This is a genomic window from Streptomyces sp. NPDC051214 (assembly GCF_040682375.1).
Taxonomy (GTDB): Bacteria; Actinomycetota; Actinomycetes; order Streptomycetales; family Streptomycetaceae; genus Streptomyces.
The window spans coordinates 600,713-616,097 of the sequence record NZ_JBFBAT010000003.1 but is presented as its reverse complement, the minus strand read 5'-3'; the positions used below and the strand labels follow the sequence as shown (position 1 = coordinate 616,097).

General features: G+C 71.9%; 17 protein-coding genes and 1 pseudogene. 9 read left to right on the top strand and 9 right to left on the bottom strand.

What is annotated here, in order from left to right; all coding sequences use genetic code 11:
- The first annotated feature begins 221 nt into the window (after positions 1 to 221).
- Positions 222 to 797: a TetR/AcrR family transcriptional regulator gene (locus tag AB0M70_RS10705; protein ID WP_365818559.1), complete on the top strand. Its 576-nt coding sequence runs from the start codon at positions 222 to 224 to the stop codon at positions 795 to 797.
- Here the strand turns inward: AB0M70_RS10705 and AB0M70_RS10700 are convergent.
- Positions 763 to 2,250, bottom strand: a complete 1,488-nt coding sequence (locus AB0M70_RS10700) for an MFS transporter (RefSeq protein ID WP_365818557.1) — start codon at positions 2,248 to 2,250, stop codon at positions 763 to 765. The genes AB0M70_RS10705 and AB0M70_RS10700 overlap by 35 nt on opposite strands.
- 221 nt (positions 2,251 to 2,471) lie before the next feature.
- Between AB0M70_RS10700 and AB0M70_RS10695 the strand changes: the two genes are divergently transcribed.
- Positions 2,472 to 4,664 carry an FUSC family protein gene (locus AB0M70_RS10695; protein WP_365818801.1) on the top strand — a complete coding sequence of 731 codons (2,193 nt, stop codon included), beginning with the start codon at positions 2,472 to 2,474 and terminating at the stop codon, positions 4,662 to 4,664.
- 4 nt (positions 4,665 to 4,668) lie between these two features.
- Positions 4,669 to 5,724: an aminoglycoside phosphotransferase family protein gene (locus AB0M70_RS10690; protein ID WP_365818555.1), complete on the top strand. Its 1,056-nt coding sequence runs from the start codon at positions 4,669 to 4,671 to the stop codon at positions 5,722 to 5,724.
- Positions 5,725 to 5,749: 25 nt separating this feature from the next.
- On the opposite strand, the gene AB0M70_RS10685 is transcribed toward AB0M70_RS10690, so the two are convergent.
- The gene (locus AB0M70_RS10685; RefSeq protein WP_365818553.1) at positions 5,750 to 6,475 is read right to left on the bottom strand and encodes a tyrosine-protein phosphatase; all 726 of its coding nucleotides are present in this window, start codon (positions 6,473 to 6,475) and stop codon (positions 5,750 to 5,752) included.
- A gap of 14 nt (positions 6,476 to 6,489) precedes the next feature.
- Here AB0M70_RS10685 and AB0M70_RS10680 point away from each other — a divergent pair, with 14 nt between their 5' ends.
- The gene (locus tag AB0M70_RS10680; protein WP_365818551.1) at positions 6,490 to 6,798 is read left to right on the top strand and encodes a hypothetical protein; all 309 of its coding nucleotides are present in this window, start codon (positions 6,490 to 6,492) and stop codon (positions 6,796 to 6,798) included.
- 20 nt (positions 6,799 to 6,818) lie between these two features.
- Positions 6,819 to 7,046: pseudogene (locus AB0M70_RS10675) on the top strand (zinc-binding dehydrogenase); the annotation flags it as partial.
- Here AB0M70_RS10675 and AB0M70_RS10670 read toward each other — a convergent pair.
- The 6 genes from AB0M70_RS10670 to AB0M70_RS10645 form a co-directional block, all read right to left on the bottom strand.
- Positions 7,003 to 7,932, bottom strand: a complete 930-nt coding sequence (locus tag AB0M70_RS10670) for a DNA-binding protein (protein WP_365818550.1) — start codon at positions 7,930 to 7,932, stop codon at positions 7,003 to 7,005. The pseudogene AB0M70_RS10675 and the gene AB0M70_RS10670 overlap by 44 nt on opposite strands.
- 37 nt (positions 7,933 to 7,969) lie before the next feature.
- Positions 7,970 to 8,728, bottom strand: a complete 759-nt coding sequence (locus tag AB0M70_RS10665) for a hypothetical protein (protein WP_365818548.1) — start codon at positions 8,726 to 8,728, stop codon at positions 7,970 to 7,972.
- Positions 8,729 to 8,861: 133 nt separating this feature from the next.
- Complete coding sequence (locus tag AB0M70_RS10660) at positions 8,862 to 9,527, bottom strand: DUF3105 domain-containing protein (protein ID WP_365818546.1); 666 nt, start codon at positions 9,525 to 9,527, stop codon at positions 8,862 to 8,864.
- 125 nt (positions 9,528 to 9,652) lie between these two features.
- The gene (locus AB0M70_RS10655) at positions 9,653 to 10,084 is read right to left on the bottom strand and encodes a hypothetical protein (RefSeq protein WP_365818545.1); all 432 of its coding nucleotides are present in this window, start codon (positions 10,082 to 10,084) and stop codon (positions 9,653 to 9,655) included.
- A gap of 86 nt (positions 10,085 to 10,170) precedes the next feature.
- Positions 10,171 to 11,127, bottom strand: coding sequence for a cation diffusion facilitator family transporter (locus AB0M70_RS10650; protein ID WP_365818543.1), 957 nt, complete (start codon positions 11,125 to 11,127; stop codon positions 10,171 to 10,173).
- Positions 11,121 to 11,261, bottom strand: a complete 141-nt coding sequence (locus AB0M70_RS10645) for a hypothetical protein (protein ID WP_365818541.1) — start codon at positions 11,259 to 11,261, stop codon at positions 11,121 to 11,123. The genes AB0M70_RS10650 and AB0M70_RS10645 overlap by 7 nt, the downstream gene beginning before the upstream one ends.
- Positions 11,262 to 11,343: 82 nt before the next feature.
- Here AB0M70_RS10645 and AB0M70_RS10640 point away from each other — a divergent pair, with 82 nt between their 5' ends.
- Positions 11,344 to 11,691 carry a metalloregulator ArsR/SmtB family transcription factor gene (locus tag AB0M70_RS10640; protein WP_365818539.1) on the top strand — a complete coding sequence of 116 codons (348 nt, stop codon included), beginning with the start codon at positions 11,344 to 11,346 and terminating at the stop codon, positions 11,689 to 11,691.
- A gap of 7 nt (positions 11,692 to 11,698) precedes the next feature.
- Here AB0M70_RS10640 and AB0M70_RS10635 read toward each other — a convergent pair whose 3' ends face one another.
- On the bottom strand, positions 11,699 to 13,102 hold the full coding sequence (locus AB0M70_RS10635; RefSeq protein WP_365818537.1) for a PepSY-associated TM helix domain-containing protein: 1,404 nt from the start codon (positions 13,100 to 13,102) through the stop codon (positions 11,699 to 11,701).
- Between the two features lie 309 nt (positions 13,103 to 13,411).
- Here AB0M70_RS10635 and AB0M70_RS10630 point away from each other — a divergent pair, with 309 nt between their 5' ends.
- The 3 genes from AB0M70_RS10630 (at position 13,412) to AB0M70_RS10620 (ending at position 15,323) form a co-directional block, all read left to right on the top strand.
- On the top strand, positions 13,412 to 13,822 hold the full coding sequence (locus AB0M70_RS10630) for a hypothetical protein (protein WP_365818535.1): 411 nt from the start codon (positions 13,412 to 13,414) through the stop codon (positions 13,820 to 13,822).
- Positions 13,823 to 13,918: 96 nt separating this feature from the next.
- Complete coding sequence (locus AB0M70_RS10625; protein ID WP_365818533.1) at positions 13,919 to 14,209, top strand: hypothetical protein; 291 nt, start codon at positions 13,919 to 13,921, stop codon at positions 14,207 to 14,209.
- A gap of 223 nt (positions 14,210 to 14,432) precedes the next feature.
- Positions 14,433 to 15,323: a methyltransferase domain-containing protein gene (locus AB0M70_RS10620; RefSeq protein WP_365818531.1), complete on the top strand. Its 891-nt coding sequence runs from the start codon at positions 14,433 to 14,435 to the stop codon at positions 15,321 to 15,323.
- Positions 15,324 to 15,385: the final 62 nt, after the last annotated feature.

Here is a 15,385-nt window from a genome sequence, read left to right as displayed (position 1 = left end):
GTCAGCTTGCGTCAGCTTTAGTCAGCTTGTGTCACGTAAAAGCGGGATCGTCGCGTGAGGCGGTCCCGACGGAGGCTTCGGGAAGTGGTGGCGCTGTGCGTAAGGGGGGTCTGCCGGTATGGTGACCCTAAGCGGACAGCTGTCCGTTAGCTTCAAAACTTAACGGACACCTGTCCGCTTAGCAAGAGTGGCCCGGGCCGCGATTCTCGGGAGGAGGACGAGTGCACCCGAAGAAGGACGCACAACTGCGCTCGGACGCGCAACGAAATCGCGAGCGCATCCTGGAAGTGGCACTGGCCGAGCTCACGCGCTCGGCGGACGCCCCGCTCAGCACGATCGCCAAGAAGGCCTGCGTCGGGCAGGGCACGTTCTACCGCAACTTCCCCAACCGCGAGGCCCTCGTCCTCGAGGTCTACCGCTACGAGGTCCAGCAGGTCGCCGACACCGCCTGTCAGCTCCTGGAGACCCGCGCACCCGACCAGGCCCTGCGGGAGTGGATGGACCGCCTCGCCCAGTACGCCATGGCCAAGGCGGGCCTCGCCGACGCGATGCGCAAGGCCACCAGCACCCTGGGCACCCTGGCCGGAGTGGGCCACGGGCCCGTGACCTCGGCGGTCACGCTCCTCCTGAAGGCGAACGAGGAGGCAGGCACCATCCGGCCCGGCGTCACCCCCGACGACTTCCTGCTCGCCATCGCGGGCCTCTGGCAGATCGACCCGCACGGCGACTGGCAGACACGCTCCGGACGCCTCCTCGACCTGGTCATGGACGGACTGCGCGCAGGAGCGCCGCGCTGACCCCCGCCGCGGCCAGCAGGATCACGAAGGCGACCGTCAGCGCCGTGGTGTAGCCGTGCACGGAGGCCGCCGTGCGCGTGGCATCCGCGGTGGACGCCAGGTATGACGCGCCCGCGCCGGCCGCGATGGTGTTGAGCAGGGCGGTGCCGAGGGCGGCGCCCAGTTGCTGGGAGGCGTTGTAGGCCGCCGCCGCGGCGCCGATGTCGTGCGGGGGCAGGCCCGCGGTGGCCAGGCTCGCGGTGGGCGGCAGGACGCAGCCGAGGCCGAGGCCGGTCAGGATCAGCGCGGGGACCAGATACAGGCCGAAGACATCGGTGCTCTGCGACGTCAGGCGGGTCAGCAGGAACATCCCGGCCGCCGCGGCCAGCAGCCCCGGCACGATCAGCGCGGCGGGCCCGACCCGGGCATGGAGCCTGCCGGCGACGAGCGTCGCGCCCACCAGCGCGGCCAGGGCGTTGATGATCAGCGTCAGGCCCGCCTCGACGGGCGAGTAACCGAGGACCGTCTGCGTGTAGTAGCTCATGAACAGGTAGAAACCGAACATCGCCACGAACAACAGGGTGATCGAGACGAACGCTCCGGCGCGGGCGCGATGGACGAGCACGCGCAGCGGAAGCAGGGGCCGCGGCGCCCGGAACTCGACAGCGGCGAACGCCACGAGCAGCAGGACACCGACCGCGAGCAGGACGAAAACCTTCGGCGCGCTCCAGCCCAGCGGCTCGGCCTCGTTGAAGGCGTACACGATCGCGGCGAAGCCCGCCGCGCTGAGCAGGGCGCCCGCGACGTCGAGCCGCCCCTCGCCACGGACCGGCCGGTCGCGCGGCACGAACGTCGCGCCGAGCACGGCGAGCAGGGCCACGGGCACGTTGACGTACAGGCACCAGCGCCAGCCCGCGTACTCGGTGAGCAGGCCCCCGGCGACCAGACCGACCGCCGAGCCCGCGGCGCCCACCGCGGCGAACACCCCGAAGGCCCGGCCGCGTTCGCCCGGCTCGGTGAAGGTGATCGTAAGCAGCGAGAGGCCCGCGGGTGCGAGGACCGCGGCGAACACCCCTTGCAGGGCGCGCGCCCCGAAGAGCATCCCGGGGTTCACGGCCGCCCCGCCGAGCGCGGACGCGGCGGCGAAGCCGATCAGGCCGATGAGGAACGTACGCCGGTGGCCCAGCACGCTGCTGACCCTGCCGCCGATGAGCAAGAGCCCGCCGAAGGCGAGCGCGTACGCGGTGATCGCCCATTGCCGGCTCGCGTCGGACATGCCGAGCGCGCTCTGCGCCGAGGGGAGCGCGATGTTCACGATGGTTCCGTCGAGGACCACGAGGAGCTGGGCCGCGCTCACCGCGAGGAGCGTCCACCGGCGCCGCCGGGCGGGAGTGGGCCTCCGGCGTGTCTCCTGGGTTTCGGGGGCGTCCGCGCACGGCTTCGCCCCGGTCAGTTCGTCATCCGCTGGATTCATGACTTCAAGTGTTTCGTTGAAGTCGCCCCGGAGACTTTGCCCCACTTCCACTCGGCGGCCCCGCCGTATCACGCTGTGAACCCTCAAGCCCCGGTTGTATCCCGCCGTGACAGAATCTCCGCCTGAACAGCGGCGATGAGGGTGTGAGCGCAGTGAGACGGCGGACCAGGACCGGCACATGGGACCGCTTTGTGGCCTCGGACCCGGGGCTCCTGCGGTTGATGGCGGGGCTGCGGACGGTCGGCGCGATCGCCTTCACACTCGTCGTCCTCGCGCTGCTCGGCACCGACGTCACCCACATGGTCGCGGGCGCCATGACCGCGATGGTCTCCACCTTCGCCATCAAGGAGAAGGAGGTGCGCGGCCAGGCGATCACGCTCGCGCTCGGGCTGCCCGTCGCGATCGCGGCGATCTCCCTGGGTGCGCTGCTGCACGACCAGGTCGTCGCGGGCGACATCTTCTTCATCGCCCTGATCTTCGGTGCGGTCTACAGCCGCCGGTTCGGCGACCGGGGCACCGCCCTCGGCCTGATCGGCTTTCAGGTCTACTTCGTCTCCCTGTTCGTGGGCGCCACGACGTCCGCCCTGCCCAGTCTGTGGCTGGCCCTCGGCGTCGCCTTCGTGTGCAGCGCCATCGTGCGGTTCGCCGTCGTGCCCGAGACGCCGGGGCGTGATCTGGGACGGCTGCGCGTCGCCTTCAGGGCGCGGCTCGCGCAGCTGGTTGCCACGCAGATCGAGCTTCTCGACGCCTCGCCCGAGCAGTTGGAGAAGGTCCTCACCGAGCTGCGGCGCGGCACCTCCCGGCTGCACGAGACAGCCCTGATGATCCAGGGCCGGCTCGAGGAGGGCACCCCGGACGCGGCCACGGCGACCCTGGTCCAACGCCGCGTGGCGGACGCGGAGATCGCCGCCGAACGCCTCGGCGTGCTCCTCCTGAACGCGCGCAGCGCCGAACGCGCGGACACCCTCACCCTGCATCTGCCGCACGCCCCCGTACCGGCGACCGGGACGCGCATCCGTGCCGAGGACGACGCCACGGTCACCCTGCGCCGGGACCTGAACGCGCTGCACCTGCTTGTCGGCCGTCCGGTCGCCGACGACCGGGGCACGGCCCTGGCCCACGTACGCAACCGGCTGCTCGGCTACCGCGACGAGGACAATCTGCCGCGGGCCTCGATGGCCGTCCAGGACGTCTTCCGCGGCATCGGTGAGGCCGCCCGAGCCGTCCTCGGCCTGCGGATCGCCCTCGACGGCCCCCAGGACGAGTCCGACGACTCACCTGCCACGACCCGCTCCCGCGAGGAGTTCGACGCCGAGGACATCGCGATCGCCGGCGCCGAGGAGACCGCGGAACCCGAGGAGGACGAGCGCACCGGGCTGCGGCGCCCCACCACCCGGGCCGCCTTCCAGGTCGCGGTGGGCTCGACCCTGGCCATCATCGGCGGCGAGTTCCTCTCCACCCAGCGCTGGTACTGGGCGGTGCTCACCTGCTGGGTGGTCTTCCTCAACACCGCCTCCACGGGCGAGATCCTGGTCAAGGGCTACCGGCGTCTCCTGGGCACGGTCCTCGGGGTGGTCGCCGGTGTGGCGCTCGCGGGTCTGGTCGGCAACCACACCTGGGTCGCGTTCGCCCTTGTCCTGCTCTTCATCTTCGCGATGTTCTTCACCGCTCCCCTGTCGTACGCGCTCATGTCCTTCTTCGTCACGGCGATGCTGGGCCTGCTCTACACGCTCCTGAACACCTACAGCCTCGCCGTGCTCTGGCTGCGCATCGAGGAGACAGCGCTCGGGGCCGCCTGCGGCATCATCGCGGCGGTCCTCGTCCTGCCGGTGCACACCGACCGCCGCACCGACGACCTCCTGAACACGGTCCTGACCCGCCTCGCCGACGTCATCTCCGCGTCGGTCGAACAGCTCAGCGGCGGCCCTGCGGCCGATCTCCTGGACAAGGCGCGGGACCTGGACACCGCCCTTGACGACCTGCGCGCCTCCATCCAGCCGCTCACCCACCCCATCACCCCGCTGCGCGGCCGCCGCAGGACCGCCCGCTATCTGGTGGCGCTCCTGGAGACCTGCGCCTATCACGCCCGTTCCCTGGCGGCGACGGCCGAGCTCGTCCCGTACAGCAAGAACGTCGCGGCCGACCCGCGGCTCGAACGAGCCGGCCTGCGCATCGCCCACAACATCGAGGTCATCGCCGCGTACGTGGAGGACGACAAGGCCACCGGCGAGGTCGAGTCGGGCGCCAGCATCGCCTCGATGCTGGAGGCCGAGGGCTCCGGCGCCCCGCGTTCGGGCACCGTCACCTACCGCGTGCTGCGCCATCTGCAGCGCCTGGACGAAGGTGTGGTGGGCCTCGCCCGGCCGCTGGACGTGCCGGTCGCGGGGCGGGGCACCGCGGCGGGCAAGGGATGAGCCAATGATCGACAAGCCCGGCGCCGGCAGCGGGGACCTCATCCGGCTCGTCCACGACGCCTATGACCTGCACGTCCTCGACGTCGATCCGACGGCCCCCGGCGCGGACGCCGAAGCTGCCACCTACCGCCTCACCGCGCACGACGGCACGTACTTCCTGAAGCTCCGACGCGGAGCCGCGGACGACACGGCGGCACCGCTGCAGAGCTTCCTGGCCGACGCCGTCACCGCCGGCGCCTCCGAAGCCGGCGCCGGAATCGAGGCCGCCCGCGTGATCGCGCCGCTGCAGGACCGCCACGGCCGGCTTTCGACGGTCCTCGACGGGTACGTCGCCGTCCTTTACCCCTTCGTCGCGGGGCGCAACGGCTTCGACGTACCCCTGACACGCGACCAGTGGACTGCACTGGGGAATTTCGTGCGGGCTCTGCACCACATCGGCCTGCCCCCGTCCCTGCGCTCGGCGGTCCGGGTGGAGACGTACGGGCCGAAATGGCGGGACAAGGTGCGCGGTCACCTCGCCACCGACCCGCCACCGGAGCGCCTGCCCGACGCCCCGGCCCGGGAGTTGGCCGCCATCCTCAGGGCGCGGCGGCAGCAGCTGACCACCCTCGTCGAGAGGGCCGAGCAGTTGGCGGCGGTGCTGCGCGGGAAAGAGCGCGAACTGGTGCTCTGTCACGGCGATTTGCACGCCGGGAACGTCATGGTCACCGACGACGGTACGGTCGTGGTGGTCGACTGGGACGATCCCGTGATGGCGCCGCGAGAACGTGACCTGATGTTCGTCGGCGGCGGTGTCGGCGGCGTCTGGAACGACGCCGCCGAGTGCGCCGCCTTCTACCGGGGCTACGGCACGGAAGACATCGACGCGCAGACCCTGGCCTACTACCGGTGTGAGCGCATCGTCCAGGACGTCGCCGAGTACTGCGATCAGTTGCTCGTCGGCACGCCGCGCGAGGGGGACGACGACCGCGAGCTGAGCCTGCGTCACTTCGCGGGCCAGTTCCGGCCGGACGACGTCGTCGACATCGCCGAGCGGACGTACGCGGCGCTCCGGGGCTGAGCCGCCGCGTCGTCGCAGCGGTGGTTCAGTTCAGCAGCCGCGTCCGCAGACGGTCGATCAGCGCGTCGTCGACGCCGAGGTGCTTGACCGCGTAGTCGCGTACCGAGCCGTGGGTGGCGGTCAGGTCGGCGAGGAAGAGGCGCATGATCTCTTCGGGGGCCCGCCCGTACCCGGGCCAGTTCAGGGGCCGGTCCGGGTGACCCGCCTTCCAGTCCGCGATCAGCCGGTCCGTGGCCAGTTCGGTGAGGGCGAAGTCCGCGGCGATGACGTCCTCGTCGACGCCGAGCAGTGCGAGGACGAGCGCCGCAAGGAGCCCCGTGCGGTCCTTGCCCGACGCACAGTGGAAGACCTGCGGGGCATCGCCGGAAGCGATGACCTCCAGGGCCTGTCGGAGCTCCTCGGCGCCGTCGAGGGCGACCTCCGCGTAGCGGTCGGCCAGGTAGCGCCAGGGGTCGAGGCCGGGGTCGATCTCCGCCTGGTCGTAGGGGCGGTGCTCCACGCTGAGGTTCACGTAGGTGAGCCCCTCCGTCTCGGGGACCCGGCCCTTGGCCTCGATCTCCCACGGATAGCGCAGGTCGATCACGGTGCGGACGCCCAGCGAGAGGAAGAGATCCCAGTCGGCGCCCCGCAGCTTGGCCAGCGAGTCGGAGCGGTACAGACGCCCCCAGCGCAGCGTGCGCCCGTCAGCGGTCCGATAGCCGCCCAGATCCCGGAAGTTGTGCAGGTACTCGAAGTCTATGTGTCGTCTCACCTGCGGGATGCTACGTGGTCAAGTCCGAGGGGGACCGGCGCCGCGAGCGGCTCGGCGGGGGCTGCGCGATCGGCGCGGAAGGAGTCGAGGAGGCAGGCGACGAACCGCCGCGACGCGGCCAGGGCCGCCTCGGTGGAGTCCGCGGTGATGCCGCTGTTGGCCATGAGGAGGAGCGCAAGGTCGGCCGGGACGAAGTCGGCCCGCAGCCGGCCGGCGTCCATAGCGCGGCGCACCAGCTGCTCGAAGCCTCACTCGGCGCGCCGACGCTCCCGTTCTTCGAACTGGTCCGCGAAGACCTCCGTGACCAGGGAATCCCCGAGTGACCCCGCGCGGCGAACAGTTCGGTCCGCGACGCGTACGGTTCTTCAGCGGCCACCCCGGCCATCAACTCTTCGCGGAACTGCCCCGGTTGGCCGAGAGCGGGGCGATTCGGCCCGTCGTGGACACGGTGTACCCACTGGCCGACATCGCCGGGGCACATCGCGCTCTGGAGGCGGGCGGAATCCGCGGCAAGCTCGTGGTCGACGTCAGGGCTCCGCAGGCGGTGAGGTCGGGGGTGAGTTCGGGCTGAGGGTGCTCGGCGTGGGCAGGTTCGCCAGCAGGAACACCGCCGCCTCCCGCACGGGCGCGGGGGCGTCGGGCTTGCGGTCCACCAAATGGGCCGCCGTCCTCCCGAACGTCTGGATCGCCCGTACGGACCCGATGCGGGCAGCGCGCGGAGCAACATCGGCCATGAGGGCCTCGGCCTCCGTCCATGCTCCGGCCCGAGCCAAGGCCGAGAGGAGCTGCGCGGTGAAGAGGTCCCGATAGGAGGGGCCGGGCTCGGTGGCTGCCTCGTGCAGGAGGGGGATGGCCTGGTCCCATCGGTGCAGCCTCGCCAGCACCCAGCCCCGGTGGCCGAGCAGCTCGGTCCGGTCGAACCACCAGGCCCAGGGCGGATCGTGGCGCGAGACTCCGTCGAGGAACCGGCTGCGGGCGCGAGCCATCAGGTCCAGGGACTCACGGTGGCCGCCGAGCATGGCGATCGCGTGCGCGCGGCGGACCAGGACGAGACTGCTGACCCTGGCGGGGAGCGCCCGTGCGCCCCGCACACGGGCCGCGCTCTCCAGGGCGGCGCGCGGCGCTCCCGTATGGGCAAGGAGCATGCTGTCGTTGAGCAGCACGAACCGTGCCGTCCAGCGGTCACCACAGAGCTCCGCCAGAGCCAGCGCCCGCAGGTTCATCCGGTGGGCCTCGCGGTAGAAACCCGCGTCGAAGAGGATCCACCCGATGACCTCGCACAACTCGGCAAGGGCCGCGAGCGCGTCCCTGTTGAGCGTACGAAGGCTCCCGGGGGCAGCGGACAGCTCCGGGACGCGCCGCAGGGCCTCGCGCACAGCGGGCATCGCGGCGGTGGCCCCGGACGTGGCGTCGAGGGCCACGAGTCGCTCGATGGTGCGCAGGACCGAGGAGATCACCCCGCAATGATCGCGCATACGTCGACGCGGTCACCGGTCAGCGATACACCTCGGTGCTGTGCGAACGGCCCACATCGCGCACGACTTCCAGACCGAGGACGCGGTCGAGGTGGGCGAACGTCTCGAACTTGGCGCCGCCCGGAACGTCGGGGGCCGTCTCCAGGGCGCCGAGGAGCCTCAGCACGGCCGGGGTGTCGAGACCGTTCTCCAGGGAGGCGCGGGCCCTGTCCACGAAGTCGGCGGGCATGGCCTTGGACGGCTCGTCCGCCCAAGCGGCCACGGACCTGCGCCAGTTGGCCAGCTTCTCGTCGGCGGCGTCGACGGCCTGCTCCGATACGTCGACGGGCTCGTGGTGCGGGCGGCCGAGCAGGAGCAGCCGCAGGGCGAGGGCGTCCCGGGCCGGCTTCTGGTCCGCGTCCGTCCGGTCCGCGTCCGCCCCTGGGGCCGCGCCTCCTGCCGTCGCGGCTTCACCGACGTGGAGCGACAGGCCTCCGGCTCCCTCGTACGTACGGCTGGTGAGGTGCACGGTCGGCGGGCCGCCGAGAGCCCCGGCGAGCTCGTCGACGGTGCCGTGGGCGTCGGCCGGACGGATACCGGCGGCGTCGGCCGCCGCTGCCGGTGGGCAGGTCCACCCGACCAGGACGGTCCGGCCGCGCAGTTCGGCGACGCGGGCCAGCACGTCCGCGACGAGGAGCACGCGCAGACCGGTCAGGTCGTCCGGGTCGTCGGCCGACTGCGCGTGGGCGCACATCCGCAGCGGTCCGAACCCGGCCAGATCATCAACGATGCTCAGCACACCTCAGAGACTAGGCGCACGACTCTCCGAAGGCACCCGGCAGGAGGCGGCGGGCGGGGAGCGGCCGGGCAGGCAGTGGCTCCCCGCCCGGCCGGTCCCGCTCGTCCGGATGCTCCCGCCCGGATGCTCTCGCCTACACCGGTCCGACCCCGCCCGTGCATGCCGCGCCGGGCTCCGGGGTCTGCTCCCCCTGGACGTACTTGTCCAGGAACTGCTCGACCCGCGCGTCGGATGCCTTGTCCACGGTGAGCTGGCGGCCCCACGCCGTGAGCGTGAGGGCACCCTTCTGTTCCTTGACCGGGCTCATCAGCGTGTAGGGCGTCGCGCTGACCTTCTGACGCAGCGTCTTGATGTCTCCGGACGCCGCCTTGTCGCTGTACGTGATCCAGACGGCGCCGTGCTCCAGCGAGTGGACGGCGTTCTCCTCGCCCAGCGGCTTGTCGTACACATTCCCCTGACAGTTGGCCCACGCCTGGCTGTGATCACCGCCCGCCGGCGGGGTCATCGGGTAGTCGACCTTCTTCTCGACGTGGTTGCGCCCGAGCTTCTTCGGGTCCCACGTCTTCTCGCCCTTGACGGGGGCCTGCGCGACGGCTTCTTCCTTGTCCTTCCGTTCTGAGGCGTCGAGCAGGACGTACGAGCCGAATCCGGCGAGCCCGGCCAGTACGGCCACGCCCGCGGTGATGGCGATGACACGGTTGCGGCGGTCTCGCGCCAGCTCGGCGCGGCGCAGCTCCTGTATGTGGGCCTTGCGTGCGGCGGTGGTCGCGGGCTTCTTGCCTGCCTTGGAGGTGCCCATGTCCGGCTATGTCCTTGTCCCCGCCGTGCCCGGGGCACGGCAGTGGTGGTGGTGTGAGGTGATCGGCACAAGCGCGCCGGAGCCGGGTCCGATGCCGGACGTGGTCCGCGGCGCGTCGATTCGGCCTAGATCCTCTGCACCTGAAGGACGTGGAGATTCGGGGCGTGGCGGTGAACAGGCGCCTGCGGCGCGGGATGTGCGCCGACCGGAGGCGCGGGCAGCCCGGCCTGCCCCAGCGTCGTGGGCGCCGATGGTTCGGGGGCCGGAAGCGCGATCCCCGCGGTGTGTGTGACGGAGGCGCACCGCTCGCCGGGCGGGCAGCTGTGGCCGACGGAGGGTTCCTCGGCGGTGGGGGTGGGCGCGGGGCTCCCGCCTGTGACGGCGGGTTCGGCGGAGAGGGCGACCACGTCTCGGTCGGCCGTCTCGTCGTGATGTGCGGCGGAGGAGAAGCACACGCACAGGACGGCCAGCAGGGTCGCCAGACCGATCACCGACACGACGCAGCGCGCGGCGTTCCGCCGTCCCTCGCGCACCATGTCCCGCAGCCGTGCCGCCATGGGCGCAGATGGTAGCCGCTGCCGGATCGGTACCGGGGCGCAGGGCGGTGGCGCTCAATGTCGGCCCCGCACGCCGGACACCCGCTTCAACCCCCGTGGTGTGCAAGCACCGTATGCGGATCCGACCCTCCGGGTTCCAGCGCCGGGTCCGCGTGGACCAGGGCCGCGGTCAGTTTGGGTACCGCGTGCAGCAAGGCGTGCTCCGCGTCGACGGCCACCTCGTGTGCCTCTCGCACCGACAGCTCGCCGTCCACCACGACCGCCACCTCCGCGCGCAGCCTGTGGCCGATCCAGCGAAGGCGGAGCTCGCCCACGCCACGCACGCCGGGGACCGTCAGGAGCGCCTCCTCCGCCGCGTCGACGAGGGCCGGGTCCACGGCGTCCATCACCCGGCGGAACACCTCGCGCGCCGCGTCCCGCAGGACGAGCAGGATCGCCGCGGTGATCAGCAGGCCCACGATCGGGTCCGCGAGCCGCCAGCCCAGGGCGGCGCCGCCCGCGCTCAACAGGACGGCCAGCGAGGTGAATCCGTCCGTCCGGGCATGCAGACCGTCGGCCACCAAGGCGGCCGAGCCGATCTCGCGGCCGACGCGGATGCGGTATCGGGCGACCCATTCGTTGCCGATGAAGCCGATGACCGCGGCGGCGGCCACCACCCAAAGGTGCTCCAAGGTGCGGGGGTCGAGCAGCCGGTCCACCGCCGCCCAGGCCGCGAAGGCAGCCGATGCCGCGATCGTCAGGAGGATGACGATGCCCGCGAGATCTTCGGCGCGCCCGTACCCGTAGGTGAAGCGGCGGGTGGCGGCCCGGCGGCCCAGGACGAACGCGATGCCGAGCGGGATCGCGGTCAGCGCGTCCGCCGCGTTGTGCACGGTGTCGCCCAGGAGCGCGACCGAGCCGGTGAGCACGACGATCACCGCCTGGGCCGCGGCCGTCACGCCCAGAACCGCCAGCGAGATCCACAGCGCGCGCATGCCGCGCGCCGATGATTCCAGCGCCGTGTCGACCTTGTCGGCGGCCTCGTGTGAGTGCGGCTTCAGCAAGTGGCCCAGCTTGTGCCGCCACCGGGCCGGCCTGCCCGCACGGCCGGGGCCGTGGTCGTGGCGGTGCTCGTGGCGGTGCTCGCGAGGAGGGTGCGGGTGTCCGTGGTGGCGATGAACGTGTCCGTGCTGCTCACTCACGTGTACGGCCTTCCGACGCGGGGCGGAGAGTGGACACCGCGAGGTGCCCGCGCCCATTATGTGCGTATGAGCGCACGCATGCACCTATCACCTGCGCACGATGCGCACCCGCAAGATCCGGGCGCCGAGCACTACACCCACGCGGCCGAGGTCCTGGGCCTCCTGGCGGACCGCACCCGCCTCGCCCTGCTGCACACCCTCGGCAAGGGCGAGGCGGACGTCACGACGCTGACCGCCGCGTGCGGCGCGGCTCGCCCGGCGGTCAGCCAGCACCTGGGCAAACTGCGCCTGGCCGGGCTTGTTTCGGTACGCAAGGAAGGGCGGCGCATGGTCTACGGCCCTCCCGACGGGCACCTGCGCCGCGTGGTCGACGAGGTACTGAACCTCGCCGACCACCACCTCAGCGGTTCGGCCACCCACGACTGAGCCGGACTCAGGCGTAGGTGCGCCTGCCGCGCCGGTAGGCGACCTCCCCCAGCACGATGTCCACGGCGAGGAACGCCGCCAGCGGAATGCCGAGCAGCGGCACGAAGTAGCCGAGCACGGCGATCGCCGCCATCAGCGGGACCAGGACGTACGCCGGAACGTTCTGCCACGCCCCGCGCGGCAACGGACGCCCGAACGAACTGCCGCGCCCGCGCTGCCACCACATGCGGTACCCCCACACGATCATCAGGATCAGGCAGAGGGCGAGCGCGACGAGGGCGATCTGGTTGACGAGGCCGAAGAGTGTGCCGGTGTGCGCGTCGATGCCCCAGCGGGTCAGCTTGGCGAGCACGGGGTAATCGGCGAACCGCAGCACCTCGGTCACCTCGCCGGACGCGGGATCGACCGCGACGGAGTCCTGCTTCTCGGGCCAGCTGCGCTGGATCTGCCGGACGACGTACGCGGACGACTCGTCGGCCGGGGGTACGACCTCCACCGGGTTGGAGAGCCCCTCGGCACGGGCCGCCTTCAGGACGGCGTCGAGCCCCACCCCGTCGGCGGCGCCACCCGCGCCCGAACCGCCGTGCCCGGCGTGCTCCCCGCCCCCGGCCGTCGCCGTCAGCGCCGGTGTCGTCTGCCCGATGGCCTCACGCAGGTCGCTGACGCTCTGACCCGCGTACGCCGACCAGGTCAGCCCCGTCGCCGACAGGAAGATCAGCCCACCGGCGGCCCACACGCCCACCGAACCGTGCAGCGAGAGCGTGCGGCGCCGCCCGGTGGCTCCGCGCAGCTTGCGCTGGGAGCGGCGGCGCGCGAACCACAGCACCAGACCGCCGCCCGCGATGACCCACAGCCAACTGGCGGCCAGTTCGCTGTAGAGCCGGCCGGTCTCCCCCAGGTGCAGATCCCGGTGGAGCTCGTCGATCCAGGTGCGCAGGGGCAGCGCGCCGGTGGAGCCGTACTGCTCCAGGGCGCCCCGCACTTCGCCGTTGTACGGGTTCACGAACACGGCGAGGGTGTGGTCGGCGTCCACGCCCGGGGTTCCGGCCAGCAGGACGCGGGTCGTGGCACCTTCCTCGGGCGAGGGCCGCACCGCGCTGACCGTGCCCTCGGGGTGCGCCTTGCGGGCGGCGGCCACCTGTTGGGATATCGGCAGCTCGGTCTTGTTCTCGCCTACCGGCACGCGCAGTTCGTGGGAGTACACGATCTTCTCGGCCTGGTACGAGCAGGCGTACAGAAGTCCCGTGGTGGCGGCGACGAGCAGGAAGGGCGCGATGAGCACTCCGGCGTAGAAGTGCAGTCGCAGCACGAGCGGACGCAGCGACGCCCATCCGGACCGTCCTGCGGAGGGCGGGGCCCCCTGGGTCTCCTGCCCGTCGTCCGGGGCGAGGAGTGTGGATTCGGCGGACATGAGCTGCTCTCCTGGCTGAGGGTGGCGCGATTCGGCCGTAGTGGCCGGTGCAGGAGTCGGTCGGCGGGGCGGAAGAGTTCCCGGCGATGCGCGGGAGTTGTGTGATGCGCGCCACACGCGCAGGGCCGTGTGTCACGCAGGTGGGGATGGCGTGGGGAGCCGGCAGCCGGTGGACCGCCGCGCGCCGCGATTGGCCTGCGCCGCGCCCTTCACCGACGGCAAGGGCAGGACTAGCGTCAAAGGTCCGGGCGTCCTCAGGACCGGAACCCCCGGGGCCGGGGCCCCTCGACACTGCCCGTTGGAGACACGATGCTCCAGACACGCGAGTTGTTCGACAGCCTTGCCTCTCGTGCCGACCACCTCGACAACCAGACCCTGGCCACCGCCGTCGACGCCCTCTCGGCGTGCGAACTGGCCGTCACCGCCTGCGCGGTCGGCATGCTCGCCGAGAAGGAGGCCGACGACCTGCGGACCGCCATCAACCGCGACCTGAACTGCGCCGACGTGGCCTCCGCCACGCGGCTGGTCCTGACGCGCGGCACGGACGCCCACCCCGCGCTCCTGACGGCCCAGTTGGAGGCGTGCGCAATCGCCTGCGAGCAGAGCCACGAGCTGTGCTCCCAGCACGCGCCACGGCACGAGCACTGCCGCCTCTGCTCCGAGGCCACCGACAGCGCGGCATCCGCGTGCCACGAGGTCTTGCGAAGCCTGCGCGCCTGACCCGGATCGAAGCTGAGCTCGCGGGCGGGTCCAAGGGCGAACCCGGGGGCACGTGCGCGGTTCGCCCCTCGGTCTCGGATCCGGCAAACTGCCCGGATGGACTATGAGTTCTGGAACGACATCCACACCCGCGGCGGCATCCCCGCGGTCAAGGGCGCACTGGAGGAGCTGGCCGAGCGCGGTTCCGCCGAGGACGTGGACGCGGCGATGGAGCTGGCCTGCCAGGTCATCGCCGACGACACCGCCCGTCTCCAGGCCCGCGCGGATCAGGCCGAGGCAAGACTGCGGATGCTGACCGACGAGGCGCGTGAGGTGGAACGGCAGGTCGGCGAGCACGCCGCGGCCGAGGGTTCCGCCGAGCCGTCGGGGCGCACGGAACGTGACTGACCGCCGCCGGGCGCCGGTCGGCTGAGGCTGAGGCTGAGGCAGAGCCGGTCGGCGCTTGGCGCTTGGCGCTTGGCGCTTTCGGGGCTCCAACGCGCGCCCGGCCGGTGCTAGCGTCCCAGCGTCCGGCGCGTACCCAGTGTCACGCTCCCTCGCCCCCCTCCCCCGTACGCGCTATCACGGGCGCACTTCCTTGACCGACCACCGTCGACGAAAGGGATGCACCATGACCGTGGAAGACCTCGGCGCAAGCGGGTCGACGGCCCCCACCCCCGAAGAAGTCGGGGCGATGTACGACCAGTTCGGCGACCTGCTCGCCATGACACTCGGCTCGACCGCCCTGCACATCGGCATGTACGCGCCGCACGGGACGCACCCACCCGTCACCACCCTGGCCGCGATGGCCGACCTCGCCCAGGACCGGCAGACCGATTTCCTCGTCGACACCATCGGCCTGGCGCCCTACGAGCACCTTCTCGACATCGGGTGCGGCACCGGAGGCCCGGCCGTCCGCCTGGCCGAGCGCACCGGCGCCCGCGTCACCGGGATCAACGTCAGCAAGAGCCAGCTCGCCCGCTGTCAGGACCGCCTCACCGCGCGGGGAGCAGCCGAAGGCCTCGCGGACCGGGTGGGCTTCGTCCACGGCAACGCCATGCGACTGGACTTCGCCGACGGGGCCTTCGACGCCGCGTGGTCCATCGACTGCATCCCCCATCTCTCGGACCGCCCGGCGGGGCTGCGGGAAGCCCTGCGCGTGCTGCGTCCGGGCGGACGCTTCCTGTTCACGGAGTTCGGCCTGCGCGGCAGCCCCACCGCGGAGGAGGTGGCGGCGTTCACCCGGATGTGGTCCTGTCCCCCGCTCCGCCCCTTCGCCACCCTCGTCGACGAGGTCCAACAGGCCGGTTTCCGCGTGGAGTCCATACGGGACATGACCGCGAACTCGGCGCTGTGCGGTGAGCTCATGTGCGTGCTCTACGAGGACCGGCGCGGCGAGATCGAGGAGCGGTTCGGCAAGGAGGCCCTCGCCTACACCGATCCGCTCATGGCCCCCTACCGCTCCTTCTGCCGCGACCACATGGACTACTACCTGCTCGTCGTGCGCGCGCCCGAGGCGTGACGCGCGCGGCCGCGTCCGGGCGCGCCTGATCCGCCGGCCCGCGCCGGGCCGGCGGATCCGCG